The organism is Pseudobutyrivibrio sp. C4 (assembly GCF_900111635.1).
Taxonomy (GTDB): domain Bacteria; phylum Bacillota; class Clostridia; order Lachnospirales; family Lachnospiraceae; genus Pseudobutyrivibrio; species Pseudobutyrivibrio ruminis.
The window spans coordinates 59,612-85,888 of sequence record NZ_FOHF01000004.1 but is presented as its reverse complement, the minus strand read 5'-3'; the positions used below and the strand labels follow the sequence as shown (position 1 = coordinate 85,888).

21 protein-coding genes are annotated in these 26,277 nt (G+C 41.0%); 18 read left to right on the top strand and 3 right to left on the bottom strand.

All coding sequences use genetic code 11. The annotated features are described in order from the left end of the window. Positions 1-70: 70 nt before the first annotated feature. Both BMY66_RS08175 and recD2 read left to right on the top strand, forming a co-directional pair. A complete protein-coding gene (locus BMY66_RS08175) occupies positions 71-529 on the top strand; it encodes a hypothetical protein (RefSeq protein WP_074790870.1) in 459 nt (152 codons plus the stop codon). Positions 530-582: 53 nt separating this feature from the next. Next, the gene (recD2, locus tag BMY66_RS08170; protein ID WP_177175625.1) at positions 583-2,814 is read left to right on the top strand and encodes an SF1B family DNA helicase RecD2; all 2,232 of its coding nucleotides are present in this window, start codon (positions 583-585) and stop codon (positions 2,812-2,814) included. Here recD2 and BMY66_RS08165 read toward each other — a convergent pair. Next, positions 2,804-3,931 carry an HD-GYP domain-containing protein gene (locus BMY66_RS08165; protein WP_090394802.1) on the bottom strand — a complete coding sequence of 376 codons (1,128 nt, stop codon included), beginning with the start codon at positions 3,929-3,931 and terminating at the stop codon, positions 2,804-2,806. The genes recD2 and BMY66_RS08165 overlap by 11 nt on opposite strands. A gap of 183 nt (positions 3,932-4,114) precedes the next feature. Between BMY66_RS08165 and metK the strand changes: the two genes are divergently transcribed. The 16 genes from metK to BMY66_RS08085 all read left to right on the top strand — a co-directional run bounded on the left by metK (position 4,115) and on the right by BMY66_RS08085 (position 22,656). Further along, complete coding sequence (gene metK / locus BMY66_RS08160) at positions 4,115-5,296, top strand: methionine adenosyltransferase (RefSeq protein ID WP_090394801.1); 1,182 nt, start codon at positions 4,115-4,117, stop codon at positions 5,294-5,296. 65 nt (positions 5,297-5,361) lie between these two features. Beyond that, positions 5,362-6,516: a sensor histidine kinase gene (locus BMY66_RS08155; protein ID WP_044936419.1), complete on the top strand. Its 1,155-nt coding sequence runs from the start codon at positions 5,362-5,364 to the stop codon at positions 6,514-6,516. Further along, positions 6,509-7,198, top strand: coding sequence for a response regulator transcription factor (locus BMY66_RS08150; RefSeq protein WP_033152829.1), 690 nt, complete (start codon positions 6,509-6,511; stop codon positions 7,196-7,198). The genes BMY66_RS08155 and BMY66_RS08150 overlap by 8 nt, the downstream gene beginning before the upstream one ends. Positions 7,199-7,277: 79 nt before the next feature. Continuing rightward, positions 7,278-7,934, top strand: a complete 657-nt coding sequence (locus BMY66_RS08145; protein ID WP_044936418.1) for an RluA family pseudouridine synthase — start codon at positions 7,278-7,280, stop codon at positions 7,932-7,934. A gap of 46 nt (positions 7,935-7,980) precedes the next feature. Further along, positions 7,981-10,242, top strand: a complete 2,262-nt coding sequence (locus BMY66_RS08140) for an EAL domain-containing protein (protein ID WP_090394800.1) — start codon at positions 7,981-7,983, stop codon at positions 10,240-10,242. 774 nt (positions 10,243-11,016) lie between these two features. Next, complete coding sequence (proS, locus tag BMY66_RS08135) at positions 11,017-12,456, top strand: proline--tRNA ligase (protein ID WP_044936417.1); 1,440 nt, start codon at positions 11,017-11,019, stop codon at positions 12,454-12,456. Next, on the top strand, positions 12,452-13,783 hold the full coding sequence (locus BMY66_RS08130) for a CCA tRNA nucleotidyltransferase (RefSeq protein ID WP_442960175.1): 1,332 nt from the start codon (positions 12,452-12,454) through the stop codon (positions 13,781-13,783). Before proS ends, BMY66_RS08130 begins: the two co-directional genes overlap by 5 nt. A gap of 4 nt (positions 13,784-13,787) precedes the next feature. After that, positions 13,788-15,008: a hypothetical protein gene (locus tag BMY66_RS08125; protein ID WP_143064520.1), complete on the top strand. Its 1,221-nt coding sequence runs from the start codon at positions 13,788-13,790 to the stop codon at positions 15,006-15,008. Positions 15,009-15,237: 229 nt separating this feature from the next. Next, entirely contained in the window at positions 15,238-15,510 is a 273-nt protein-coding gene (locus tag BMY66_RS08120) for an HU family DNA-binding protein (RefSeq protein ID WP_044936413.1), read from the top strand. 74 nt (positions 15,511-15,584) lie between these two features. Next, positions 15,585-15,824, top strand: a complete 240-nt coding sequence (locus BMY66_RS08115; protein WP_033152845.1) for an RNA-binding S4 domain-containing protein — start codon at positions 15,585-15,587, stop codon at positions 15,822-15,824. Between the two features lie 21 nt (positions 15,825-15,845). Beyond that, the gene (locus BMY66_RS08110; protein ID WP_033152846.1) at positions 15,846-16,154 is read left to right on the top strand and encodes a septum formation initiator family protein; all 309 of its coding nucleotides are present in this window, start codon (positions 15,846-15,848) and stop codon (positions 16,152-16,154) included. Beyond that, entirely contained in the window at positions 16,117-17,475 is a 1,359-nt protein-coding gene (gene tilS / locus BMY66_RS08105) for a tRNA lysidine(34) synthetase TilS (protein WP_044936407.1), read from the top strand. Before BMY66_RS08110 ends, tilS begins: the two co-directional genes overlap by 38 nt. Positions 17,476-17,479: 4 nt before the next feature. Further along, a complete protein-coding gene (hpt, locus tag BMY66_RS08100; RefSeq protein WP_044936405.1) occupies positions 17,480-18,004 on the top strand; it encodes a hypoxanthine phosphoribosyltransferase in 525 nt (174 codons plus the stop codon). Between the two features lie 33 nt (positions 18,005-18,037). Beyond that, positions 18,038-19,873 carry an ATP-dependent zinc metalloprotease FtsH gene (gene ftsH / locus BMY66_RS08095; RefSeq protein WP_044936772.1) on the top strand — a complete coding sequence of 612 codons (1,836 nt, stop codon included), beginning with the start codon at positions 18,038-18,040 and terminating at the stop codon, positions 19,871-19,873. 202 nt (positions 19,874-20,075) lie between these two features. Next, positions 20,076-22,100, top strand: a complete 2,025-nt coding sequence (locus BMY66_RS08090) for a glycoside hydrolase family 13 protein (RefSeq protein ID WP_044936403.1) — start codon at positions 20,076-20,078, stop codon at positions 22,098-22,100. A 106-nt stretch (positions 22,101-22,206) separates the two neighbouring features. Then, positions 22,207-22,656: a J domain-containing protein gene (locus BMY66_RS08085; RefSeq protein WP_044936401.1), complete on the top strand. Its 450-nt coding sequence runs from the start codon at positions 22,207-22,209 to the stop codon at positions 22,654-22,656. Here BMY66_RS08085 and BMY66_RS08080 read toward each other — a convergent pair. Beyond that, positions 22,647-23,534 carry an RluA family pseudouridine synthase gene (locus BMY66_RS08080; protein WP_044936398.1) on the bottom strand — a complete coding sequence of 296 codons (888 nt, stop codon included), beginning with the start codon at positions 23,532-23,534 and terminating at the stop codon, positions 22,647-22,649. The two genes, BMY66_RS08085 and BMY66_RS08080, sit on opposite strands and share 10 nt — an antisense overlap. Before the next feature lie 119 nt (positions 23,535-23,653). Continuing rightward, positions 23,654-26,089 (bottom strand): glycoside hydrolase family 94 protein, encoded by a 2,436-nt coding sequence (locus BMY66_RS08075; protein ID WP_044936396.1) that lies wholly within the window; start codon positions 26,087-26,089, stop codon positions 23,654-23,656. Between the last annotated feature and the right edge of the window lie 188 nt (positions 26,090-26,277).

The following is a 26,277-nucleotide window of genomic DNA, read 5'->3' as shown; positions in this document are numbered from 1 at the left end:
CGGAGGTTAACTAGCTGATAGAAGAGGGGATGCGGATGATACCAAATCTATCTAATAGGGGGATTGAGAAATGGATTTAACGAGTATGAATACGTATTTGCAATCGCAATACACCAACCAAGCAAAAGCAGCAGCGGAAACAACTGCCAAATCAATTGGCAATATTTCCCAGAATTCATCAAGAGAAGAAATCGAAGAGGCTGTTAAGAGCTTCGAGACTTACATGATGGAGCAGGTTGTAAAGCAGGTTAAGGAGTCTTTCGTAAACGAAGACGAAGAAAACAAAGACACAAACATGTCGATGTACAAGGATTTGTATATGGACAAAGCAATCACAGAGGTTGCATCTCAGCTTGTAGACCAAATTGGTGGAGATGTAACAGATGATTTTGTTGAGCAGATTATGCGCAACTATGGAATTACCGGAACAACAGGCGCTCAGACAGAATCCGCAGGTGTTGACGCAGCTACAGTTTCAGAAGATATCGCACAGACAAACGCGTCAAAAGTGACAGAAGTTTTAGCATAATGACCACCGCGTACATATAGTACGCGGTGTTTTTTTATGCTATTATTTTACCCATGGAAGAATTAACGGGTTACGTAGAAAACATAATTTTTAGAAATACAGATAATGGATACACAGTTCTGGACTTTGTGGCAGATGACGATTTGCTCACATGTACAGGACTTTTTCCTGTAATTGGAGAAGGTGAAAATCTTCTTCTTAGAGGAGAATTTGTGGAACATCCAACCTACGGCAGGCAGTTCAAGGTGACAAGCTATGAGGTGGAGGCACCGGCAGATGAGCTTTCCATGGAAAGATATTTGGGCTCTGGAGCTATCAAGGGAATCGGACCAAAGCTCGCTGCCAGAGTTGTAAAGAAGTTCGGTGCTGATACATTCAGAATCATAGAGGATGAGCCTGAGCGACTTGCGGAAGTGAAGGGCATTTCAATCACAAAGGCTATGGAAATTTCCGACCAGATTGTTGGTGCAAAAGATATCAGAAATGCCATCATTTTTCTTGATAAATACGGTCTTCATGGCAATAAGGCTATCAAAATCTACAATCGTTTCGGCAATGAAATCTACAATGTTATACAGACAAATCCATACAAGCTTGCAGATGAAATCTCAGGAATCGGATTCAAAACTGCAGATGAAATCGCAAGTCAGGTTGGCATAAAGGTGGACTCTGAATTCCGAATCAAGGGCGGAATACAATATATCCTTGGCCAGGGAGCTGGAATGGGACACACATATCTCCCAATCGAGACTCTCAATCGTATGTCTCAGGATTTGCTAAAGGTAGATGAGGACACAATCGATGCCCAGATTATGAACCTTGCTATGGATAGCAAGATAATTATAAAAAAAGACTCTGAAGGAAATCGCCAGGTGTATTCAAAGGCATTCTATCGCATGGAAGAGTCAATCGCCGGCATGCTTCGCGAGCTGGATGTGAAATATAAGGTTGATAAAGAAGACCTTTCAAACACTATCCGCAGAATCGAAATCGAGGAGAATGTGGAGCTTGATGAGCTTCAGAAAAATGCTGTAATTGCAGCGGCAGAGCGAGGATTTTTCGTTCTTACCGGTGGACCGGGTACTGGTAAAACAACAACTATCACCACCATGATTAAGCTGTTTGAGGACCAGGGCTACAATATCTTCTTGGGGGCGCCAACAGGCCGCGCAGCCAAGCGAATGAGTGAAGCTACAGGCTATGAAGCTAGAACAATTCACCGTATGCTTGAGGTTGCAGGTAACATGAATGACGATGATAGCGTCACATCATTTGCTAGATTCGACCGCAACGAGGAGAATCCTCTTGAGTGTGATGTAATCATTATTGATGAGATGTCCATGGTAGATGTTTCATTGATGTATTCACTGCTAAAGGCAATTTCTCCAGGCACCAGACTTATCCTCGTAGGTGATGAAAATCAGCTTCCAAGCGTAGGACCGGGAAATGTTTTAAAGGATATTTTAGCATCAGAAAGATTCACGGCGGTTACCCTGAAAAAGATTTTCCGTCAGGCTCAGGAAAGTGACATCGTCGTAAATGCTCATAAGATTCACCAGGGGGAGCATGTTGTACTTGATAATAAATCAAAGGATTTCTTCTTTTTAAAGAGAGATGATGCTGACACAATTATCAATGTCATGCTTACTCTTGTTAGAGATAAAATGCCAAAATATGTTGATGCTGGTATTAGCGAGATTCAGGTCCTCACCCCTACCAGAAAGGGATTGATAGGTGTAGAGCGATTAAATGGAATCCTTCAGAATTTCTTGAATCCGCCTGCCCCTAACAAAAAAGAGTGGGCAGGAGACACTCGTATTTTCCGCGAGGGCGATAAGGTTATGCAGATTCGCAACGATTATCAGCTTGAGTGGGAGGTTACTGGTGGCTATAACATCACCATTGAAAAGGGCGTTGGAGTCTTTAATGGAGATGTGGGAATCATCAAGGATATCAACGATTGGGCTAAGACAATCACAGTAGAATACGAAGAAAAACGAAAAGTGGTTTATCCATTTGCTAATCTGGATGAGTTGGAATTGGCATATGCCATTACTATTCACAAGTCTCAGGGCTCTGAATATCCAGCAGTTGTAATGCCAGTTATGGATGGCCCAAAGATGTTGATGAACAGAAACATTCTCTACACTGCCATTACCAGAGCAAAAAAATGCGTCACCATGGTAGGCGACGCAAATGTATTTTATTCTATGGTGGATAATACATCCCAGGCGGCAAGATATTCTGGCTTGAAAGACAGAATACAGGAAGCCTTTATAGAATAGCTTTAATATATAAATCTTTGTTGACAGAATCGGCGAGATTGATGATGTCGCCGTTGTCCATTTGAATAACAGGTCGTGAAAGGTTGCTCTTATTGATGTAAACCACGCGGCCTGTTTTTGCATTATTAAGAATAATGCGGCTGTTGCTGTAGGCGTTTGCAATACGCTCAAGGAATGTGAGCACGTATTTAGTGTGATATTTCTGAAGTCCTTCTTTTTCAAACTCAGCAATAACCTGGAATGAACAAAGTGGATCACGATGTGCTCTGGCGCAAGTCATTGCATCGTAAACATCAGCAATGGCAACGATACATGAGAAGTCATCCATTTCATCTTCCAGAAGGCCTCTAGGATAGCCACTACCGTCGCTTCGCTCGTGATGCTGTAAAGCAGCGGAAAGAATTCTAGAATCAAATCCCTTATTATTAAGAAGCTTTTTGCCAAGAAGAGGATGAGTCTTCATTGTGGCGTATTCCTCTGCGGTAAGCTTATCAGGCTTGTTCAGAATAGATTCTGGTATCTGTGTCTTTCCAATATCATGAAGAAGACCGGCAAGTGTAAGGACGTTCAAATCATTCTTTGGAAGCTGAAGCCATTTTCCGATTGAACGGGAAATGAGGGCTACGTTCAAAGAGTGAGTGTAAATTGGGTCATCTAAGTTACGCATGTTTGAAAGCATATCTAAAAGCTCAAGTGAAGTCTTTGATTTGAAAAGAGACTCACAGTTCTCAAGCATGAGGTCGGAGCATTCTGCGCCACCTCCTGCGATAATAGCTTCAAAGTTTTCTTTTAAGTAACCGATATTCAACGCATAGTCCGACTGGAACTTCTGAAATTTTGGAGAAGCCTTCAGGCGCTGAGTATAGGTGATCTGGTCACTGACTCTTGATTCTGGTTTAGCGGAAGCAGGAGCAGGCGTTGGTTCTGGTTCAGGCTCTGGCTCAGGTTCTGGCTCAGGGTCTTCAACAGCAACCGCTTCGATTTTGTAGAAGGCGAGCTTGGCAATAAGCTGATTTGTCAGCGTTTCACCAGCTTTTGAAATGGTCTGGCCACGCTTGGTCAAAATTGGTTCAGCTACAACCATACCAGCCTTTAGTTCGTCTACTGCTAGTGTCATTGTTCTACCTCTAATTTTTCATAATTATATACTATAATTATACGTATACAATTTCGGGATTACAAGGCAATACTTAGACGATGACAGTTATAATAATATGTATATTGCCGAAACTCCCATATGACGTTATACTATATAAGCTTAGGCAACTAATTTTTTTATTTTAAGAAAGAGAGTCAAAAAATGGAAAAGTTACTTTTTACTTCAGAGTCAGTAACAGAAGGCCATCCAGATAAGGTATGTGATGCCGTATCGGATGCCATCCTCGATGCTTGCCTAGCTGAAGATCCAATGAGCCGTGTTGCTTGTGAGACAGCTTCATGTACAGGATTCGTTCTTGTAACAGGCGAAATCACAACAAAGGCACATCTTGATGTTCCAGCTATTGTACGCAAGACTCTTCTTGAAATCGGTTATGACGATGGAAAGAAAGGCATCGATGGAAACTCTTGCGCTGTTATGGTCGCTCTTGATCAACAATCCGCTGACATTGCTATGGGTGTTGACAAGGCTCTTGAGGCAAAGGAAGGCTCACTTACAGATGACCTGGATACAGGCGCTGGTGACCAGGGTATGATGTTCGGTTACGCTACTAACGAAACAGAAGAACTCATGCCTTATCCTATTTCTCTTGCTCATAGACTTGCTCTTCAGCTTACCAATGTCCGCAAGGATGGCACACTTAGCTATCTTCGCCCAGACGGCAAAACACAGGTATCTGTAGAGTATGACGAGGCTGGCAAGCCAGTTCGACTTGAGGCTGTAGTTTTATCTACTCAGCATGATGAAGATGTTACTCAGGAACAGATTCACGAAGACATCAAAAAATACGTATTCGATCCAGTCCTTCCAAAGGATATGATTGATGACAAGACAAAGTTCTACATCAATCCAACAGGACGTTTCGTAATTGGTGGTCCTCATGGCGATGCAGGTCTTACAGGACGTAAGATTATCGTAGACACATACGGTGGATACGCTCGTCACGGCGGCGGTGCTTTCTCAGGAAAGGACTGCACAAAGGTAGACCGTTCAGGTGCATATGCAGCACGTTACGTTGCAAAGAACATCGTAGCAGCAGGTCTTGCAGATAAGTGCGAGATTCAGCTTTCATACGCTATCGGTGTTGCTGAACCTACATCAGTTATGGTTGATACATTTGGCACAGGAAAGCTTTCAGATGAAAAGATTATCGAAATCGTTCGCGAGAACTTCGATCTTCGTCCAGCAGGAATCATCAAGATGCTCGACCTTCGTCGTCCAATCTATCGTCCAACAGCAGCTTATGGTCACTTCGGCCGTACAGATGTTAAGCTTCCATGGGAAGCAACAGACAAAGCAGAGGCTTTAAAGAAATATCTTTAATAAATCACTTATGTTATAATTTAGGCAGTCCTTAGGGGCTGCCTATTTTTTATGAGGTAAGTATTATGAAACTAAAAAACAGACTTATTATTTCATTTTTTATAATTACACTTGTTCCAGTGGCACTGTTTTGCAGTTTGATGCTGGGAATGAAAAAACTTGTATTGGAGGCCACGGAAGAGCAACTAATATCCAATGAGATTATACATTCTTTCAAGGGCTATATGGATGAAGCAGGAAAGTTTGACGAGCTAGTTACCAACTTTTGTATTGCTGAGTTCATTATTTTGCTAGTGACAGCAATTATTATGGTTGTTTGGATATACCGTGGAATCGCTCCACAGCTGAAGACGTTGAAGCTTGCAGCTAACAACATCAAAGAAGGCAACCTTGATTTCAGCGTAGCAAGCCAGGGTACAGATGAAATGAGCGAGCTTTGTAATGCATTTGAAGACATGCGAGTTCGTCTTAAGAATAATGCCAAGGATAGGCTTGAGGATGAGGCAGAGCAGAGGGCGTTGATATCCAATATCGCTCACGATCTTAAAACCCCAATCACTGCTATCAAGGGATATGCAGAAGGCATGCTTGATGGTGTTGCAGACACTCCAGAAAAGCAGGAGAAATACATTCGCACAATATACAACAAGGCCAATGAAATGAATACACTTATCAATGAGTTGACCTTGTATTCAAATATCGATACCAACAAGATTCCATACAATTTCCAGAAGCTCAACCTGAGAGCGTACTTTGAGGACTGTATCGAAGAACTTGGAATGGATCTTGAAAACCAGCATATCAGGCTTGATTATGCTAATTTTGTAGATCCAGATGTTTTGATAATTGCAGACCCAGAGCAGCTTGGTCGTATCATTCACAACATCGTCAGCAACTCTGTTAAATACATGAGGGCAGATGTGGCATCCCGCGTTGGTATAGTCATAAAGGATGTTGGTGATTTTGTTCAGGTGGAAATTTCGGACAATGGCAAGGGAATTGCAACACAGGATTTGCCATATGTTTTTGATAGATTCTATAGAGCTGATACATCCCGCAATTCTGCGGCCGGTGGAAGCGGTATTGGACTTTCAATAGTAAAGAAAATTATCGAGGACCACGGCGGTAAGATTTGGGTTACAAGCAAGGAAAACGAAGGTACAACAATGTATTTCGTCATTAGAAAATTCATTGAAAATGAGGAGGTCGTAAATGAGTAGAATATTAATCATCGAAGATGAGGAAGCAATTGCAGAGCTTGAGAAAGATTACCTAGAGCTTTCTAATTTCGAAGTAGATATAGAAGCTGATGGAGAAAAGGGCTTACAGAAGGCCTTGGCAGGCAACTACGACATGTACATCCTGGATTTAATGCTTCCAGGGGTAGATGGATTTGAGCTTTGCAAGCGTATCCGCGAGGTAAAAAACGTACCTATCCTCATGGTTACAGCTAAAAAGGAAGAGATTGATAAAATCAGAGGCCTCGGCCTTGGTGCAGATGACTATATCACAAAGCCATTTTCACCAAGTGAACTTGTAGCTAGAGTAAAGGCACATCTTGCAAGATACGAGCGCCTTGTTCAGTCACCAGCTATTCAAAAGAATGAAATCAGCATTCGTGGCCTTAGAATCGACAAGGCTAGCCGTCGTGTTTGGATTAATGGCGAGGAAAAGACATTTACTGCAAAGGAATTTGATTTACTTACATTCCTTGCAGAGAATCCAAATGTTATCTACTCGAAGGAGCAGCTTTTTGAGACACTTTGGGGAGAGGAATCAATCGGTGATATCTCTACTGTTACAGTGCATGTAAATAAGATTCGCGAAAAGATTGAGTTGAACACATCAAAGCCACAGTACATCGAAACGATCTGGGGCGTAGGCTACAGATTTAAAGTGTGAGAATTTTGCGAAAACTATGAAAGAATACAGAAAAGTGCTAAAATTTTATTAAGACTCAATTAATAAGGGGGTATAATACATGGACATAATTTTTGAGGACGATAGCATTCTCGTATGCTACAAACCAGCGGGTGTGGCAACACAGACAAAAAGTATTGGCGAAAAGGACATGGTAAGCGAGATAAATAATTATCTCGTTTCCAAAAACGAAAAGCCAACGGCCCATGTGGTCCACAGACTAGACCAGCCTGTAGAGGGAGTTATGGTTTTTGCCAAAACATCAGAAGCGGCAAACAAGCTTACAAAACAGATTACAGACCACACATTTAGAAAGAAATATTATGCAGTAATCAGCAGGGAATCCTTCCCGGATGAAGGGGAGCTTGTTGATTATTTAGTAAAGGATAATCGTACAAATTTATCAAAAGTTGTTAAGGAGTCAGATCCTCGTGCCAAGAAAGCGATTCTCAGATATCGCGCAGTGGACCACTGGGATGACAAAAAGCTTCTTGATATTGATTTGTTCACCGGAAGACATCATCAGATTCGCATCCAATTGGCCAGCAGAACTGCGCCAATCGTTGGTGATGTAAAATACGGCGGAATTTCTACAGGACATAATCTTGCGTTATGCTCATATCACATTGGTTTCAATCATCCAGTGACAGGCGAAAGAATGGGATTTGATATTAAACCTAAGGGAGCAGATTTCGCAGACAGCAAGGTGGCAGGCTAGCATAAACGGGGGGTATCATTTGATTAAGATATACAGTTTACTAATCATGCTGACGGCATTCATAATGCTTGCATGTGCGGTATACATAGGGACACGACACACAATTAAACATAGTAAACTGAGCATATCTATTATCCAGTTATTTATAGTTGGAATAATTACAAGTTTGGCGTATGTGCGGGCTATATCCACTCACGATTTCAGCCAGGCAGAGTTTAGTTATGCGCTATATTTTGCGGGAATAGATTGGCTTTTGATTACATTTGTTTTCTATGCGAGACAGTATACTAGAATTTGGTTGGACACTTATTCAGCGCCACTTATAATAGCGGCAATTGCTGTGCTTGACAGCATTAGTTTGTTTGCAAATCAAAGGTGGCATCATGCTTTTTCGCTAGTGGAGCGTAGATTGAATCCAGAGGAATGGTTCTATGCCTTTGAAATCAATGACTACTATATGGTGCATTTGATATTCTGCTACATATTAGTAGCAATTATCGTTGTCGTTCTTTTAAAGAAGACAATTATAACAAGTGGCTTCCACCGAACCAGATATTTATCAATTCTCATTATGTTTGTGGGAATCATTTTATTAAATGTGCTTTATTTATTCTTTGATTATCCAGTGGATGTATCAGTTTGCTTTTATTCTGTTGCAGCAGTGTATGTAGGCTATTATTCACTTTTGTATAATCCAAAGACATTTGTGGAGTACATGCTTACCACAATCACAGAAAGAATGGAATGCGCACTTGTATCCTTTGATGAAAATGACTGTTGCATTTATTCTAACCAGTTTGCAAACAGACTGTTTTGTCCTTCTGGAGAAAAGAGGGTTTTTGAGGAGAGATTCCGAAAATGGCGTGATGGCCGTGAGACAAACTCTATTTCCAACGCCAGCTGGAATGATATTTTCAACATCAACGGAGATGAATATCGATTCGATATTCATTTCAACAAAATATACGACAAAAAAGGTTATTACTGCGGATGTTATTTATCCTTCTATGATGTAACTGGAGATTTCATTGCATACGAAGAAGAAAAATACCGTAGCACCCACGATAGTCTTACAGGCGCGTTGAACAGAGAAGCTTTCTTTGAGGACGTTCGTAACATCCTTGATGAATATCCAAATGTAGAATACGTAATGGTATGTTGCAACATCAAAGGCTTCAAGCTTATCAACGACATGTTTGGCGTGGAGGAAGCTGATCGTTTACTTATCAGATGCGCAGATACAATCAGGGAAAAGATTCAGAAGGGCTCCACATTTGCCCGTCTTGAAGCAGATAGATTTGCAGTACTCATGCCAAAGAGTCGTTACACTGAGGAACTATTTATGACTGGTATGAACATGGTAAGCAATTACCTCAACAATGCCCAGTACAGAATGGTAATCCTTGTTGGTGTATACGAAATCTTTGACAAGCAGGCACCAGTAATTTCCATGGTAGATGGTGCGTTCCTTGCAATTGATTCAATTAGCTCAAGCTTCAAAAACTCCATTGCCTATTACGGAGACATGCTTCGTCGTGAGTATTTAAGTGAGCAAAAAATACTTGGCGAGTTTGAAGAGGCATTACAGACAGGCCAGTTTGCGATGTTCCTTCAGCCAATTGTAAATATGGACCAAAAGGTAAAGCTTTCGGAAGCATTGGTTCGCTGGATTCATCCGGATCGCGGAATCATTGCGCCAGCTTCATTTATTCCACTTTTGGAAAAGACTGGCTATATCTACAAGCTTGATATGTACATCTGGGAACAGGCCGCCAAACGACTTGCATATTGGTCATCCATGGGCTTTGATGACCTATCAATTTCGGTAAACATTTCCGTAAAGGATTTCTACTACGTAGACCTATACGAAACATTAGTAGGACTGGTTGAAAAGTATCACATTCATCCATCCCGTCTAAAGCTGGAAATAACCGAGACCATTTTCATGACTGAAAAAGAGCGTCAGCTAGAAATCATCAACTCGCTCAAGGAATATGGATTCCTGGTAGAAATCGATGACTTCGGCAGTGGTTACTCTTCATTGAACATGCTGAAGGAAGTGCCAGCCGACATCCTGAAAATGGACATGGCATTCCTATCAATGGACAAAAACGTTACAAGGGGCCGCAAGATCGTCAACACAATCATCACCCTTGCCAAAGCCCTGGGAATGCTTGTAATAATCGAAGGCGTAGAGACCCAGGAGCAAATGGAATACCTTCGCGGCACCGGAGCCGACTACCTACAGGGCTACTTCTTCGACAAGCCCCTCCCAGTCAAACGCTTCGAAGAACTTTATTTGATATAACCACCGCCGCGCCCACAAACTTTGGACCGAGGCGCTATTCACATAAGGTTTAGTTTTGATTGGGCATCCCCCATGGGGAGCTTGCCACCTACTGGGCCGGTATCATTTGAGCAGATTTATAGATTATCTTAATGTGTAAAGTCGCCCATATGTAGGTGTACTTACGAAGCTTTTACTATTCGAAGGTAATGTATGGGTGGGACGGACAATGGTAATTTACATAATCATCTAGTCTTAACTAGTCTTTGTATTATTACTTTTGCTACGACCTTTACTAAGAAAAATTAAAAAAGAGATATTTGTATGTATTGGCACCGTGGCACATTCAACATCGTGTTTCAAGTGACCACTGCTGCCGCCGTCCTAGCGGCAGCTGCCAATTCATATCAAATATCTCTTTTTATTTTTCTAAGTTCATTACAAAGCAAATAGTAATAAATACAAAGCTAGCTTAAGACAGATGATTACTCAGAGTAGTGTTTGTCCGTCTCCACCCATACCTTACCGATAGAATTGTAAAACTTTGTAAGAACACCTACTAATAAATATGGGCGACTACACATTTAGATAATCATAAATCTGCGATTGTACCGGCTCAGTAGGTGGCAAGGCCCCATTGGGGGATGCCCAATCAGATTATCAAGATAATTATGTGAATAGTGCCTCGGAGGGGCTGAGGTGGGCTTGTTTTTAGTGGCGGTATGTTATAAAATAAACGGGCAAATACGGCATTTTCATAGTAAAATGCGAATAATTATTACAAAGGAGATTGAAATGGCACAGGAAAAAAAGCTGGTAGAAGCGATTACCTCTATGTCAGAGGATTTCGCACAATGGTATACCGATGTTGTTGTTAAGGCAGATTTGATTGCATACTCATCTGTAAAGGGATGCATGATTATCAAGCCCGATGGGTATGCTATTTGGGAAAATATCCAGCACGAGTTAGACAGAAGATTCAAGGCAACTGGCGTACAGAATGTATATATGCCAATGTTTATTCCAGAGAGTCTTCTACAGGTAGAGAAGGATCATGTTGAGGGATTTGCACCAGAGGTAGCTTGGGTTACACATGGTGGTCTTAACCCGCTTCAGGAGCGTCTTTGCGTTCGTCCGACTTCAGAAACTCTTTTCTGTGATTTCTATAAAGATATTATTCACTCTCACAGAGATTTACCAAAGGTTTATAACCAGTGGTGCTCTGTAGTTCGTTGGGAAAAGGAGACACGTCCATTCCTTCGTTCACGTGAGTTCTTATGGCAGGAAGGCCATACAGCTCATGCAACAGCTGAGGAGGCTGAGGAGCGTACAGTTCAGATGCTCAACCTCTATGCTGATTTCTGCGAGGAAGTACTTGCTATGCCAGTAGTTCGCGGACAGAAGACAGATAAAGAGAAATTTGCAGGTGCTGAGGCTACATACACAATCGAGGCTCTTATGCACGATGGTAAGGCTTTACAGTCTGGTACATCACACAACTTTGGCCAGAACTTCTCTAAGCCTTTCGGTATTCAGTACACAGATAAAAATAATCAGCTTCAGTATGTTCACCAGACATCATGGGGCATGACTACTCGTCTTATTGGTGCTATCATTATGGTACACGGTGATGATTCAGGTCTTGTACTTCCACCACGTATCGCACCTACACAGGTAGTTGTTATTCCTATTCAGCAGAAGAAGGAAGGCGTACTTGAAAAGGCGGGCGAGGTTTGCGAGCGCCTTGGTAAGACAATGCGTGCTAAGCTTGATGATTCAGATAAGTCACCAGGTTGGAAGTTCTCTGAGGCAGAGATGCGTGGTATCCCTGTTCGTGTAGAGCTTGGACCAAAGGATATCGAGGCAGGCAAGTGTGTACTTGTTCGCCGTGATACACGTGAAAAGATTGAGTGCCCACTTGATCAGGTAGAGGCAAAGGTAGCAGAGCTTCTTGAGACTATCCAGAAGGATATGTTTGAAAGAGCAAAGGCTCACCGTGATAGCCATATCTGGGATGCTCACAACTATGCAGAGTTCACAGAAATCGCTAACAACAAGCCAGGCTTCATTCGTGCAATGTGGTGCGGCGATGTTGAGTGCGAGAATAAGATTAAAGAAGATTTAGCTGTAACTTCACGTTGTATGCCATTTAATGATCAGGAGCATATTTCTGATGTATGTGCATGCTGCGGCAAGCCAGCTAAGAAATTAGTATATTGGGGTAAAGCTTATTAATATGAATTTACCAGCAGACGTTTCAAAAATAATAAATATTTTAGAATCTAACGGACACGAAGCCTATGCAGTAGGCGGCTGTGTCCGTGACTGCATTCTAGGGAAAATTCCTCACGATTGGGATATTACCACATCGGCCTTGCCAGAGCAGGTGAAGGCTTTGTTCGAGCGCACATTTGATACAGGCATTGAGCATGGTACTGTGACTGTATTGCTTCATGGTGAAGGATACGAGGTCACCACCTACAGAGTAGATGGCAAATACGAGGACGGTCGTCATCCTAAGGAAGTTACATTCACAGCTTCTCTTGAGGAAGATTTAAAGCGTCGCGATTTTACTATCAACGCTATGGCCTACAACGACACCAGAGGATTGGTGGATTTGTTTGGTGGCGAGCAGGATTTAGAGAATGGCATCATCAAGGCTGTAGGCAATCCTACAGAGCGATTTACAGAGGATGCTCTTCGTATGCTTCGCGCACTCAGATTCTCCGCACAGCTAGGCTTTGAAATAGAGCCAGCTACATATGAGGCAATCAAGACCTTGGCGCCAACCTTGGATAGGATTAGTGCTGAGAGAATTCAGGTAGAGCTTGTAAAATTAATTACATCAGATCATCCTGAGAGGATAAGGAATGTTTATGAGACAGGCCTTACAGATGTATTCTTCCCAGAGTTCAATGATATGATGGCTTGCGACCAGGTAAACAAGCACCACATGTACACAGTGGGAGAGCATACAATTGTTGCTTTAAACAATGTAAAGGCAGATAAGGTGCTTAGACTTACAATGCTTCTTCATGACGTGGCAAAACCAGCTTGCAAGACAATTGATGCTGAAGGCCAAAACCATTTCAAAATGCATCAGGTAGAAGGGGCTAAGATGGCTAAAGCTATATTACGTCGTTTGAAGTTTGACAACGAAACTACTGATGCAGTTTGCAATCTGATTAAAAATCATGACGATAGACCAGAGGTTACACCTAGAAACATTCGTAGGCTAATAATCAGAGTTGGTAAGGATAACTTTGAAGATTTACTAGCTGTTAAAAGAGCAGATACCATGGCCCAGAGCATGTACTGTCGTGATGAGAAGCTTGCATATATTGATTCAATCGAAGCTATGTATCGACAAATCCTAGAGCAGGAGGACTGCTTATCTATAAAGGATTTAAAGATAAATGGTAAGGATTTAATCGGAATGGGCGTGCCTCAGGGGCAAAAAATAGGCCAGATTCTGAAAACAGTTTTCGACGAAGTTGTGGACCAACCAGATTTGAACGATAGAGAATATCTGTTAAATCATGTAAAAGATATGCTACAATAATCGTATGAATGGGATTTTTGCAAAAAAACTAATTAACTTAACATTGATATTATGCATGAGCGCAGCTTTGCTTGAGGGGTGCGGAAGTCACCCTAATACTGCTACGGTTACTCAACACACAGGCTCTGCCTTGAAAAAGCAGGAGGAGACTGTGGAGGAGGATACAGCACTTGTGGAGGAAGAGCCACAGGGGCTGTATATCGTAGAAAGTCTAGATATGATGGAAGAAACCATCGCACTCTATTCTTTGGAAGAGGACAAGCAACTGCGCTATAACTATAATATGACCACGAAATTCCTTGATAAATTCGGGGGCAACACTGTGTGGGCGAACTTTACAGCTGGCACAGTTGTTACGATAGGCGATTTGCTTCCATCATCTGGAGCACTTTCATCTGTGCAGAAGTCAGATGATGTTTGGGCATATGAGGATATCTCCAAATACAAGCTGGATGCAGACAAAAACCTAATTACTATCGACGGAACCAATTACAAGATTACCGATAAAACAAAGGTCTATTCGGATACAGAAAAGATTCTTCTATCAAGTATTGGTGAAGATGATGTAATCACAGTTATTGGCCAGGATAAGCAGGTTATTTCTATAGCGGTTACCACAGGCCATGGATATATCTATCTTACAAATACAAGCCTATTTGATGATAGCCTTATCTTCATTGGAAACAAGATTGTTTCAATGGTAAATGGAGACCAGGTAATTGAAGTACCAGAAGGAACCTACAAGATTACAGTTGCAAATAATGGCTGGGGAGGCAGTGGAGAGTACACTGTCAATAGAAACGAAACTACTCCGGTAAATCTGGATGATTTGAAGGGGGAGGGGCCATCCTACTGCTTGATTACATTTATTGTTACAGTGGCAGATACCTATGTTTACATTGATGGTGAAATGATTGATCCAGCGGAGCCACAGTATGTTCAGTATGGAAATCACAAGCTGGTGGTTCAGTGCGATGGATACACTGCTTGGAACAAGACATTAGTTGTTAATTCGGAGACCGCAACAATCACTCTTGAGATGGAAACAGAATCAGACACCACTGACTCACAAGTTGTCCAGGAAGACGAGTCAACAGAAGAGGAAAATAGTGAAGAATCGTCTACAGAAAATGAGACTGAAACCGAGGAAAAATCAGACGATTATGACTATGAAGTGGACTATTTATCAACTATTTCGGATCTTATCAGTAGCCTTGGAAATTAGGGATATGTGAAAAAAAAGTGAACTTTTCTAAAATGCAAGGATTTGTAAATAGTAATAATGTTTAAAAAATGTGCAAAAAATTTGTAATAATCCATAAAAACCTTATAAAATGGGGATTTTTTGGGGTTTTATTGTTGACAGCGTAATGCAAAAGAATTATAAAGGATATTGTAGTTAAGGGCCCTTGAGCCCGCTATAATACAATACAAATTCTCGAGGAGGAATAGTAATGAACAAGACAGAATTAGTAGCAGCTATCGCTAGCAAGGCTAACATTTCTAAGAAGGACGCAGAGGCTTCTGTAAAGGCTTTTACAGAGGTTGTTGCTGAAGAGCTTAAGAAGGGGGAGAAGATTCAGCTTGTAGGCTTTGGTACATTCGAAGTATCTCAGAGAGCAGCTCGTACAGGTAGAAACCCACAGACAGGCGCAGAGATGAAGATTCCTGCATCTAAGGCTCCTAAGTTTAAGGCTGGTAAGGCTCTTAAGGATTCTATCAACTAATTGAATGTATATTTTATTTAGATGATGGTTAGGGTTCGGTTATGCCGGGCCCTATTTTTTAATGAGGTGATATAATGAGACTTGATAAATATTTAAAAGTTAGTAGACTTATAAAGCGTCGTACTGTTGCCAATGAAGCATGTGACAGCGGTAGAGTTCAAATCAATGGAAAAATTGCGAAAGCGTCCACCGATGTTAAAATTGGTGATATAATAGAAATAGCATTTGGAAACAAAAATGTTAAAGTGGAAGTTTTAGATATTCAGGACACCACAAAAAAGGATGCGGCAGCAGACTTATTTAAGTATATTTAATATCAGTTATCGAGGTATTTGATGGCAAGAGCTAGAAGAGTTAAAAGACGAAAGAAAACCTCAACAGGTAGAATATATGTTGCAGTTATCATGCTGTTCATGATTTGCGTTATGACTGTCCAGATGGTTCGTTTATACGATAAAAATCAGGACTTAAAGAAGCAGGAGGAGTCTCTCCAAAGCCAAGTAGATGAAGCGAACGAAAAAAGTGAGCAGTTGAAGGAATACGAGGAATACGTTGGTACTGACGAATACATAGAAAGTGAAGCATCACAGAAACTTGGATTGACACATGACAATTGGATTATTTTTAAAGAAAAAGAAGATTAAAGAATATATTGAAAAATACAATATGCTAAACAAAGGCGATGGAGTCGTCCTAGGTCTATCAGGTGGACCTGACTCTGTGTGCCTTTTTTTTGTACTGTTGGCACTTAAAGAAGAATACAATCTGACTATATCAGCAGTTCATATAAATCATATGATTAGAGGCAAGGACGCAGACGAGGATCAGGAATATGTGGAAAGCTTATGCAAGGAATTCAATGTTCCTTTAAATGCTCTTAGAGTCGACATTCCTGCGCTTGCAAAGGCATCAGGCCGTTCCATAGAAGAAGAGGCAAGAATTGCCAGATATGAAGCTTTTGAGGAAGCTGCAGCAGCTTTTGAGGAGCAAGGGATACCAGCAAAGATTGCGGTGGCCCATAATGCTGATGACAATGCTGAAACTGTGCTTTTCCACATGGCAAGAGGCACGGGATTGGATGGGGTCTGCGGAATCGCACCAAAGCGTGATAAAATCATCCGCCCACTGCTTACAGTTCCAAAGAAGGATATTTTGGAATTCCTCAATGAAAACGAAGTGGCATACTGCATCGATGGGACAAATGCCGAAACTGATTACGACCGCAATCGAATCAGACACAACATCATGCCTGAATTAGCCAAAATAAATGATAGAGCCCTGGAGCATATTTCAGATATGACAGAGCGACTATCTGAAATCGCGGATTATATCAGCCTGGAGTCAAACGGATTGCTTCAGATGGCTAAGCTTGAGGGCGATAAGCTTAGAAAAAGAACTATTGCAACTGCACCACGTGTAATCGCCAGCCAGGCTATAAAGGATTATTTAAGCAAGTTTATGCCATATCAGAAGGATGTGGCTGCTGTTCACGTGGATTCTATCCTGGACCTATTAAACGAAGATGGAGAGCGTCAAATTCAGCTTCCATACAAAAAGACCCTTATCATATCCTATGAAGAAATATACGTAATCGATACAGCGAATGAGGATAATCAAAAACAGATTAATCCTACTTTTAACTATCGAGAATTTGATTACAAAGAGGGCATGAAATACCCTACCGAAACCTATACGAAATGGTTTGATTGTGATAGAATAGGGGCTAATATTGTAATAAGAACCCGTGCAGAGGGTGACTATCTATGCATCGATTCAGATGGAAATCGCAAATCTATACAGGATTATTTTGTAGATGAAAAAATTCCACGACATTTAAGAGATGAGGTGCCACTTGTATGTGATGGAAATCATGTAATGTGGGTGGTCGGTCACCGAGTCAGCGAGTATTACAAAATTTCAAAAAATACCACTCGAGTATTAGAGATTAGTTATACGGAGGAATAGTAAAATGAGTGAGAACATCAGAGTTCTTTTGCCTGAAGAAGAATTGGCAGCACGTATTTCAGAATTAGGAGCACAAATCAGCAAGGATTACGAAGGAGAATCAGTATTTCTCGTTTGCATCTTAAAGGGCGCAGCATTCTTTGCTTGTGAGTTGGCAAAAAGAATCACAGTTCCAGTAATTATCGATTTTATGGCTACATCAAGCTATGGTAGCGGCACAGTTTCTTCTGGTGTAGTTAAGATTAAAAAGGATTTGGATTTAGATCCAACAGGCCAGAACGTTATTATCGTTGAAGATATCATTGATAGTGGAAATACATTAAACTACCTTGGTCAGCTTTTCAAAGATCGTGGAGCTAAGTCAGTTCGCATGGTTACAATGCTTGATAAGCCAGATCGTCGTGAGGTAGATGTGCATGTTGATTACACTGGATTTACTATTCCAGATCAGTTCGTAGTTGGTTACGGCCTTGATTACGACCAGAAGTATCGTAACCTTCCATACATTGGCGTTGTAGAGCTAGACTAGGAGGCGGATTTGAAGAAAAACAGAGCTTCAGGAATGATTATCTATGCTTTGTTTGTATTTGTTGTGTTAGCTATACTTTACACAAGCATGGGTAAATCAACTACCACATACACCCGAAAAGAATTTGACAAGGCCTTGGCAAGAGATGAGGTAAAATCAGTCAATATTACTCAGAATGAAGAGGTGCCAACTGGCGCAGCAGAAATCACTCTTACTGATGGTACAGAGGCTACTCTTTATGTTTCGGATGTAAACGAGATTCAGGAAGAATTAAAAGAAGCAAAGGTTGCCTATACTATTTCAGATATCCCACATGACAGTTGGATTTCTGAATTGTTACCAATGCTCATTGTCTTAGGCGCAGTATTCATTCTCTTTATGATTATGATGAATGCGCAGGGCGCTGGTGGTGGCGGTGCCAATGCTAGAATGATGAATTTTGGCAAGAGCAGAGCTAAGCTTACAAACAAAGAAGATATCAACACTACTTTCGATAATGTAGCTGGATTAAAAGAAGAAAAAGAAGAAGTTGAAGAACTTGTTGATTTCTTAAAAGATCCTGCTAAATATACAAAAATCGGTGCCAGAATCCCTAAGGGCGTTATCTTAGTAGGCCCTCCAGGAACAGGTAAGACACTTCTTGCAAAGGCTATCGCTGGAGAGGCAGGAGTACCATTCTTCTCAATCTCTGGTTCGGATTTTGTTGAGATGTTTGTTGGTGTTGGTGCTTCCCGCGTCCGTGATTTGTTCCAGGAAGCAAAGCAGAATGCACCATGTATCGTTTTTATTGACGAGATTGATGCGGTAGCTAGACGCCGTGGTACAGGTATGGGCGGCGGCCACGATGAGCGCGAGCAGACACTGAATCAGCTCCTTGTAGAGATGGATGGTTTTGGTGTTAACGAAGGCATCATTGTTATGGCGGCTACAAACCGTGTAGATATTTTAGACCAGGCTATTATGCGTCCAGGACGTTTTGATAGAAAGGTTTATGTTGGCAGTCCTGATGTGAAGGGACGCGAGGAAATCCTCAAGGTACACGCTAGCAACAAGGCGTTGGCGGAGGATGTAGATTTGAAACAGGTTGCTCAGGCAACAGTTGGTTTCACAGGAGCAGATTTAGAGAATCTTCTCAACGAAGCAGCTATTCTTGCAGCAGGTGAGAAAAGACAGTACATCCTTCAGGAAGACATCAAAAGATCTTTCGTAAAGGTCGGAATTGGTAAAGAAAAGAAGAGCAAGATTGTTTCAGATAAAGAAAAGAAGATTACAGCATACCACGAGGCTGGACATGCAATTCTTTTCCATGTACTTCCAGATGTAGGGCCTGTATATTCAGTGTCAATCATTCCTACAGGTGCAAGTGCAGCAGGCTATACAATGCCTATAAATGAAAATGACGAAATCTTTAATACAAAAGGCAAGATGACCCAGGATATTATTGTTTCTCTGGGGGGACGTGTTGCCGAGGAACTTATATTTGACGATGTTACCACTGGTGCCTCTAATGACATCAAGCAGGCTACAAAGATGGCAAGAAACATGGTAACAAAGTATGGATTCTCAAAAAATATAGGTATGATTCACTACGGTGATGACGATGAAGAAGTATTCATCGGCCGTGATTTGGCTCATACAAAAGGCTTTTCAGAAGCAACAGCTAAAGCTATCGATGAGGAAGTTAAACGCATCATTGATGAATGTTATGAAAAAGCTGTGAAAATTTTGCGAGAAAACGAACAGATACTACACAAATGTGCTAATCTATTATTAGAAAAAGAAAAGATAGGACGAAGCGAGTTTGAGGCCCTATTTGAATCTTCAGGTACGAATGAGACCGCTGTAGAGGGTATAAACTGGGGAGAATAGTGCAACATGCACAAAAACCTAAGTCAGTATTTGTTATATTTGTGCACACTTAAGTATTGTGAGGTCATATAATAAACATCGTAAAAACCCCCCAATACATTATATAATTTTTACTAACCCCATAGTAAAAATACCTTCTCCTAAAAAGACAGCGATCGTTGCTGTCTTTTTTACTATCTAAAAATATCTAAGGGGAGTTGGAATGAACATCCAAGCTATTTACTCGGACGGTACAGCTGAATATAGAACTCCTATGGAACCGGAGCCTTTTGACTTAGTAACTATCAGACTGCGCGTTTACCATCAGGAAGACCTGGAGGCCTTTTTAGTATCTGGTGATAAGAATATAAGAATGCATCTAGAGAGAGCTCGTGGAGAGTTTGATTACTATGCATGCGACGTTAAGCTCGAAGATAAAGAGTTTAGATATCACTTTGAAATAGTCGGCGACTATGGCCTTTATTATTACGATAGAGTAGGTCTCTGGCGTGATCATAGAGAACATTACGAGTTTTCTATTATGCCAGGTTTTTCCACACCTTCCTGGTCGAAGGGTGCAGTTATGTACCAAATCCTTGTGGATAGATTCTATAAGGGCGACCCAAGCACAGATGTAGAAACAAATGAATATCATTATGTAGGAGCACCAGTTGAGCGTGTTGATAACTGGGATGCTATACCTGCAAATCTTGATATAGGAAGATTTTACGGCGGAGACCTAGAGGGAGTCAGACAGAAGCTCCATTATCTCAGAAGCTTGGGGGTTGAAGTAATATATTTTAATCCGTTGTTTGTTTCCCCTTCTAACCATAAATACGATACCTCTGATTATGACTATATAGACCCTCACCTCACCGTAATTAAAAAGGATGGGGGAGAGTGTTTAAAGGACGGGGATTATGACAATTCCCATGCCACTAAATACAAGCTAAGAGTGACCAATAAGGAAAACCTCGAGGCAAGTAACCAATTCTTTGCAGACTTTGTTAGAGAGGCCCATGAGAAGGGAATACGAGTGATTATAGATGGTGTATTTAATCACTGCGGTTCTTTCAACAAATGGCTCAACAGAGAAAAGATTTATTCAAAGGAAGAGGGATATGCTCCTGGAGCTTACGAGAGTAAGGACAGCCCATATCACAATTTCTTTTACTTTTATGAGGATACATGGCCAGACAACAAATCATATGACGGCTGGTGGAGTCATGATACGTTGCCAAAGCTAAATTATGAGGAGTCACCTGAGCTGTGTCAGTATGTCCTCAATATAGGCAAAAAATGGGTTAGCGAACCATATAATTGTGATGGTTGGAGACTTGATGTAGCTGCTGATTTAGGTCATTCAGAAGAGTTTAATCATAAATTCTGGCATGATTTTAGAGACGCAGTAAAATCGGCAAATCCAAACGCAATTATACTTGCAGAGCATTATGGTAATCCAAGTGCATGGCTGGCTGGTGACCAGTGGGATACGGTTATGAACTATGATGCTTTTATGGAGCCACTTACCTTCTTTTTGACAGGAATGGAGAAGCATTCTGATGAGTTCCAGCCTAGTGCTATTGGCGATGGTGAAAGATTCAAAAACACAATGCTGCACTTCATGGCAAGGCTGAAAACTCCATCACTGTATTGCGCAATGAATCAGCTGTCCAACCATGACCATTCCAGATTTTTGACAAGAACAAACCATACGGTAGGAAGACTCGCCACAAAAGGGGCTAAGGCTGCTGAGGATGGTGTAAGTATTCCTGTTATGAAGCTAGCTGAAATGGTACAGATGACTTGGCCTGGTGCGCCAACATTGTATTACGGCGATGAAGCTGGGGTGTGTGGATTTACGGACCCAGATAGCCGTAGAACATATCCATGGGGCCACTGCAACTATGATCTTATCGATTACACAAGGGATATGATTATGGTTCATAAACTAAGTCCAGCCATTAAGCAGGGCTCGTTTAGATTTTTAAATTGTGGCCAGGGATTTATTAGCTATGCCAGATTCACAGCCAATGAGCAAGTTATCGTAGTTATCAACAGCAATGGCAATGGCATAGAAGTGGATATACCAGTTTGGATAGCTGGCGTTCCACTAAATTGCAACTTGGAAAGAGTAATTATGACCAATGAGGTTGGCTATTCAATAATGCCTACCGATATAATTGTTGAAGGAGGAAACCTTCACGTCAGCCTTCAACCATATACCGGCATAGTGTACAAAAGATAGAATTGATATTTTATTTTACAAGCATGCACAACATATAGTATAATCATTACAAGTTTTGGGAAAGTTCCACAATACCTAGAATGTAATACTATACGGGAGAGTTATTATGGCAAAGGATCTCACATGTCAAGGCAAGATCGACATGCAAGCACTTGAGGACCGACATAAAGAGTTAGAAAAAGCATGGAATGATTTGCTAAAAGAAAGAAGAGAGTTTGAAGCAAGGATTCATACTCTAGAACAGCAGGAAAAACAGTTTGAGTTGAAATGGGAATTATTAATCCAGGAGACTCAGAAGCTTGCTGACGATAAATTACAATTTGAGAGAAAGAAGAAATTCTTTGATCAAGTACAGGCTCACTCTGTGGAGCCTTATGTAGCTGAGGATAACATCGTCCACGGGGAGATGTTCTTTTCTGGTGTCACCACACCAAAGGCCCTTAAAAAGCGTTATAAGGACCTTATTAAGATTTACCATCCTGATGGAGAATCTGGCGACACAGCTACCGTGGCAGAGATAAATCGTGAGTACGAGGATCTCAAAAATCAAATGTAAATGAAATTCATATCATTAGGCAATGGGGCGATAAACTCCATTGCCTTTTTTGTTATAGGGTGAACAAAACTGATTTTGTGGGAATGCAATGCTTGTCTTGTCATATATTCAAAATCGGGATTGTACAAATGGTCTCCAATTAATGGATGACCAATATATTTAAAATGGACACGAATTTGATGGGTGCGGCCTGTCTCAAGATGGATTGAGATTAGGCTGTGCCCTTTTTTCTCGTCTATCACTTTATAGTGAGTGACTGCGCGTTCACCATTTTCAAAATCTACCTGCCTTGTAATGATAGAATCGTCTACACGTCCTATAGGTGCATCTATTGTGCCTTCAGGCTCATCAAGATGACCGCGGACGATGGCATAATACTCTCTATGAAACTCACGGTTTTTTACCATTGTAGATAAGATATTGCCAGAAACTAAATGCTTGGCAATGACGGTAAGTCCAGAGGTGTTCTTATCTAGTCGATTAGCACATCTAAATATAAAAGGCTTGTCCTGAGCCTCGTAATAATATGCCAGACCGTTTGCTAAGGAATCTTCGTAGTGATTTAAACTTGGATGAATTGGAAGTCCTGCAGGCTTATTGATAACGATAATATCATCATCCTCATAAACGATATCCAAATCAATTTTTACTGGTGGAATCTTTTCTGATGAATTATCCTCGGAGATATTTACAGTTAAAATCTCGCCGGCTTGGAGTTTGCGATTCATATGTACCCACTCACCATCGATAACCACATTATTAGGCATCTTTTTGATTGCGGTGATATTGGCGCTGGAATAGCCCTGGGATTTCAGATATTTGTCAATAGAATACCCTGCATATTCAGAATTGATTTCATAAGTTAATGTTCTGTTCATAGCTATAATTTATCTGTATATAGACAAAAAGTCAAAAATAAAGAGCTCATACTGGGGCGTATGAGCTCTTATTGAAGAAGGAGAATTGGTTAAATGAAGAAAGTAAAGCTATTACTCTTTTACTTCATTGTAGCAACCACGCTAACTGTTTTTTTAGAAGAATCGAATGGGATAACGTTTCCTTCGATTTCCTTGCCATCAACAGTAAGGCTTGCAACACCCTTTTGAACCTGGTTAGGATTCTTGATTTCGATGTTGTATATTACACCTCTGTATTCACGAGTGATATTGAAATCACCAAATGCAGCAGGTGTACATGGATTTACAGATAATCCCTCTAAGGTTGGGTAGATTCCTAAGATATACTGGGAAATATTTGTAAATGTCCAAGCAGCAGTACCTGTGAGCCAGCTGTTCTTAGCCTCACCGTGGAATCTGGCATCTACGCCAGCAACCATCTGTGAGTAAACGTATGGCTCAGTTCTATGAATTTCTGAAATGTCCTCGATGTATGAAGGACAGGTCTTTTTGTAAACTTCAAATGCTCTGTCACCACGACCAATGCATGTCTCAGCAATTGAAATCCATGGATTGTTGTGACAGAAGATACCAGCATTCTCTTTGTATCCTGGTGGATATGATGTGATCTCACCAAGCTCAAGATGATATCTTGTGTAAGCAGGCTGTAAAATCATTACGCCGTATTTTGTATCAAGCTTTTCTTTTACAGAATCAAGGGCTTTCTTTGCGTTACCATCATCAACGCCAACACCGGCCATTACGCACATACCTTGTGGCTCGATGTAAATCTGTCCCTCATCACATTCCTTTGAACCAACTTTGTGGCTGTAAGCGTCGTAAGCTCTTACGAACCAATCGCCGTCCCAACCATCTTTTTCGATTGCAGCAGTCATCTTATCTACTTCTGCAAGAACACGAGCTTCTTCAGCAGTGTCACCCATAAGCTTTGCAAGAGCTGCATATTCGCGACCATATTTTACAAACATACCAGCAATAAATACTGATTCTGCAACAGGTCCTTCACTAGGTCCGAAGCACTGGAAGCTTTCGCCTGGATGCTCTGAGAAGCAGTTAAGGTTGAGGCAGTCGTTCCAGTCAGCACGACCAATAAGTGGAAGGTCATGTGGACCCTTGTGATTTACAATGTAATTAAATGAGCGCTTTAAGTGCTCCATAAGTGTTGTAGCAACTGACATATCATTATCGTAAGGAACCATTTCCTTAAGAATTGATGTGTCTCCTGTTTCGCGTATGTATGCGCTTGTTCCAGCAATTAACCAAAGTGGATCGTCGTTAAATCCTGAACCGATATCAGAATTACCCTTCTTTGTAAGAGGCTGATACTGGTGATATGCTGAACCGTCCTGGAACTGAGTTGAAGCAATATCAATGATTCTCTCGCGAGCTCTATCTGGAATCAGATGTACGAATCCAAGTAAATCCTGGCAAGAATCTCTGAATCCCATTCCACGGCCAATACCTGTCTCATAGTAAGAAGCTGAACGAGACATGTTAAATGTAACCATACACTGGTATTGGTTCCAAATATTTACCATACGGTTTACATGCTCATCATTTGATTCAACATGGAACTTGCTGAGAAGTCCATCCCAGTATGTATTAAGCTTTGCAAGAGCGTTGTCAAAATCTTCAGTAGTTTGATATTTAGCGAGAAGAGCATTAGCTCTCTTTTTATTAATGATTCCTGGTTTTTCCCACTTTTCATCTTCAGGGTTTTCCACATATCCTAAAGCGAATACGAAAGTTTTGCACTCTCCAGCATCAAGTGAAAGATTAATCTGATGTGAAGCGATTGGATACCATCCTGAAGCGATAGTATTGTGAAGCTTTCCTTCAATTACAGCTGCAGGTCTATCTGGACCATTGTAAGCACCTCTGAATTCATCTCGGCTTGTCTCGAAACCATCAATCTTAGTATTTACTGAATATACAGCGTAGTGATTACGACGCTCGCGATATTCTGTCTTGTGATAGATAGTTGAATCAATAACTTCAACTTCACCGATTGAAAGGTTACGCTGATAATTCTTCATATCATCATCAGCATTCCAAAGGCACCATTCTACATATGAGAAAAGTTGAATATCTTTGTGAGCTGAGCTGTTATTTGTAATTGTTACCTTTGTTAATTCAACTGGATCACCAATTGGAACAAAAGTAATAAGTTCTGCTTTTACATCATTTTTAACACCAGTAAACTTGCTGTAGCCGATACCATGACGACATTCATAAGAATCTAATTCAGTCTTGGTTGGCTGCCAGCCAGGATTCCAAATTGTATCTCCATCCTTAATATAGAAATACTTACCGTTTGTATCTGGAGTTGTGTCGTTATAGCGATAACGTGTCATGCGTAAAAGCTTTGCATCTTTATAGAAAGTATAGCCACCGCATGTGTTTGAGATCAAAGAAAAGAAATCGGTACAACCCAAGTAGTTAATCCATGGTAATGGAGTCTTTGGAGTTGTGATTACATATTCTTTGTTTTGATCGTCGAAATGTCCGAACTTCATATATTCCTCCCTAAAACTAAGAAACAATTATTCATACAGAAAACGATTAAGTGAATAATCTGAGAGAAAATCGGTCAATTTAAAGAAAACGAAGCGTAAACGTTTAAGTTAAAAGATATAATTTCTCGGCATTAGAATACCATAATTATCCTAAAATGCAATTAGGCTGTTAAATATTTGGCGATATT

What these genes read in the sequence shown, in the direction of transcription:
- BMY66_RS08175 (WP_074790870.1), top strand. Translation starts at nt 71, where the DNA reads ATGGATTTAACGAGTATGAATACGTATTTGCAATCGCAATACACCAAC.
- recD2 (WP_177175625.1), top strand. Translation starts at nt 583, where the DNA reads ATGGAAGAATTAACGGGTTACGTAGAAAACATAATTTTTAGAAATACA.
- BMY66_RS08165 (WP_090394802.1), bottom strand. Translation starts at nt 3,931, where the DNA reads ATGACACTAGCAGTAGACGAACTAAAGGCTGGTATGGTTGTAGCTGAA.
- metK (WP_090394801.1), top strand. Translation starts at nt 4,115, where the DNA reads ATGGAAAAGTTACTTTTTACTTCAGAGTCAGTAACAGAAGGCCATCCA.
- BMY66_RS08155 (WP_044936419.1), top strand. Translation starts at nt 5,362, where the DNA reads ATGAAACTAAAAAACAGACTTATTATTTCATTTTTTATAATTACACTT.
- BMY66_RS08150 (WP_033152829.1), top strand. Translation starts at nt 6,509, where the DNA reads ATGAGTAGAATATTAATCATCGAAGATGAGGAAGCAATTGCAGAGCTT.
- BMY66_RS08145 (WP_044936418.1), top strand. Translation starts at nt 7,278, where the DNA reads ATGGACATAATTTTTGAGGACGATAGCATTCTCGTATGCTACAAACCA.
- BMY66_RS08140 (WP_090394800.1), top strand. Translation starts at nt 7,981, where the DNA reads ATGCTGACGGCATTCATAATGCTTGCATGTGCGGTATACATAGGGACA.
- proS (WP_044936417.1), top strand. Translation starts at nt 11,017, where the DNA reads ATGGCACAGGAAAAAAAGCTGGTAGAAGCGATTACCTCTATGTCAGAG.
- BMY66_RS08125 (WP_143064520.1), top strand. Translation starts at nt 13,788, where the DNA reads ATGAATGGGATTTTTGCAAAAAAACTAATTAACTTAACATTGATATTA.
- BMY66_RS08120 (WP_044936413.1), top strand. Translation starts at nt 15,238, where the DNA reads ATGAACAAGACAGAATTAGTAGCAGCTATCGCTAGCAAGGCTAACATT.
- BMY66_RS08115 (WP_033152845.1), top strand. Translation starts at nt 15,585, where the DNA reads ATGAGACTTGATAAATATTTAAAAGTTAGTAGACTTATAAAGCGTCGT.
- BMY66_RS08110 (WP_033152846.1), top strand. Translation starts at nt 15,846, where the DNA reads ATGGCAAGAGCTAGAAGAGTTAAAAGACGAAAGAAAACCTCAACAGGT.
- tilS (WP_044936407.1), top strand. Translation starts at nt 16,117, where the DNA reads ATGACAATTGGATTATTTTTAAAGAAAAAGAAGATTAAAGAATATATT.
- hpt (WP_044936405.1), top strand. Translation starts at nt 17,480, where the DNA reads ATGAGTGAGAACATCAGAGTTCTTTTGCCTGAAGAAGAATTGGCAGCA.
- ftsH (WP_044936772.1), top strand. Translation starts at nt 18,038, where the DNA reads ATGATTATCTATGCTTTGTTTGTATTTGTTGTGTTAGCTATACTTTAC.
- BMY66_RS08090 (WP_044936403.1), top strand. Translation starts at nt 20,076, where the DNA reads ATGAACATCCAAGCTATTTACTCGGACGGTACAGCTGAATATAGAACT.
- BMY66_RS08085 (WP_044936401.1), top strand. Translation starts at nt 22,207, where the DNA reads ATGGCAAAGGATCTCACATGTCAAGGCAAGATCGACATGCAAGCACTT.
- BMY66_RS08080 (WP_044936398.1), bottom strand. Translation starts at nt 23,534, where the DNA reads ATGAACAGAACATTAACTTATGAAATCAATTCTGAATATGCAGGGTAT.
- BMY66_RS08075 (WP_044936396.1), bottom strand. Translation starts at nt 26,089, where the DNA reads ATGAAGTTCGGACATTTCGACGATCAAAACAAAGAATATGTAATCACA.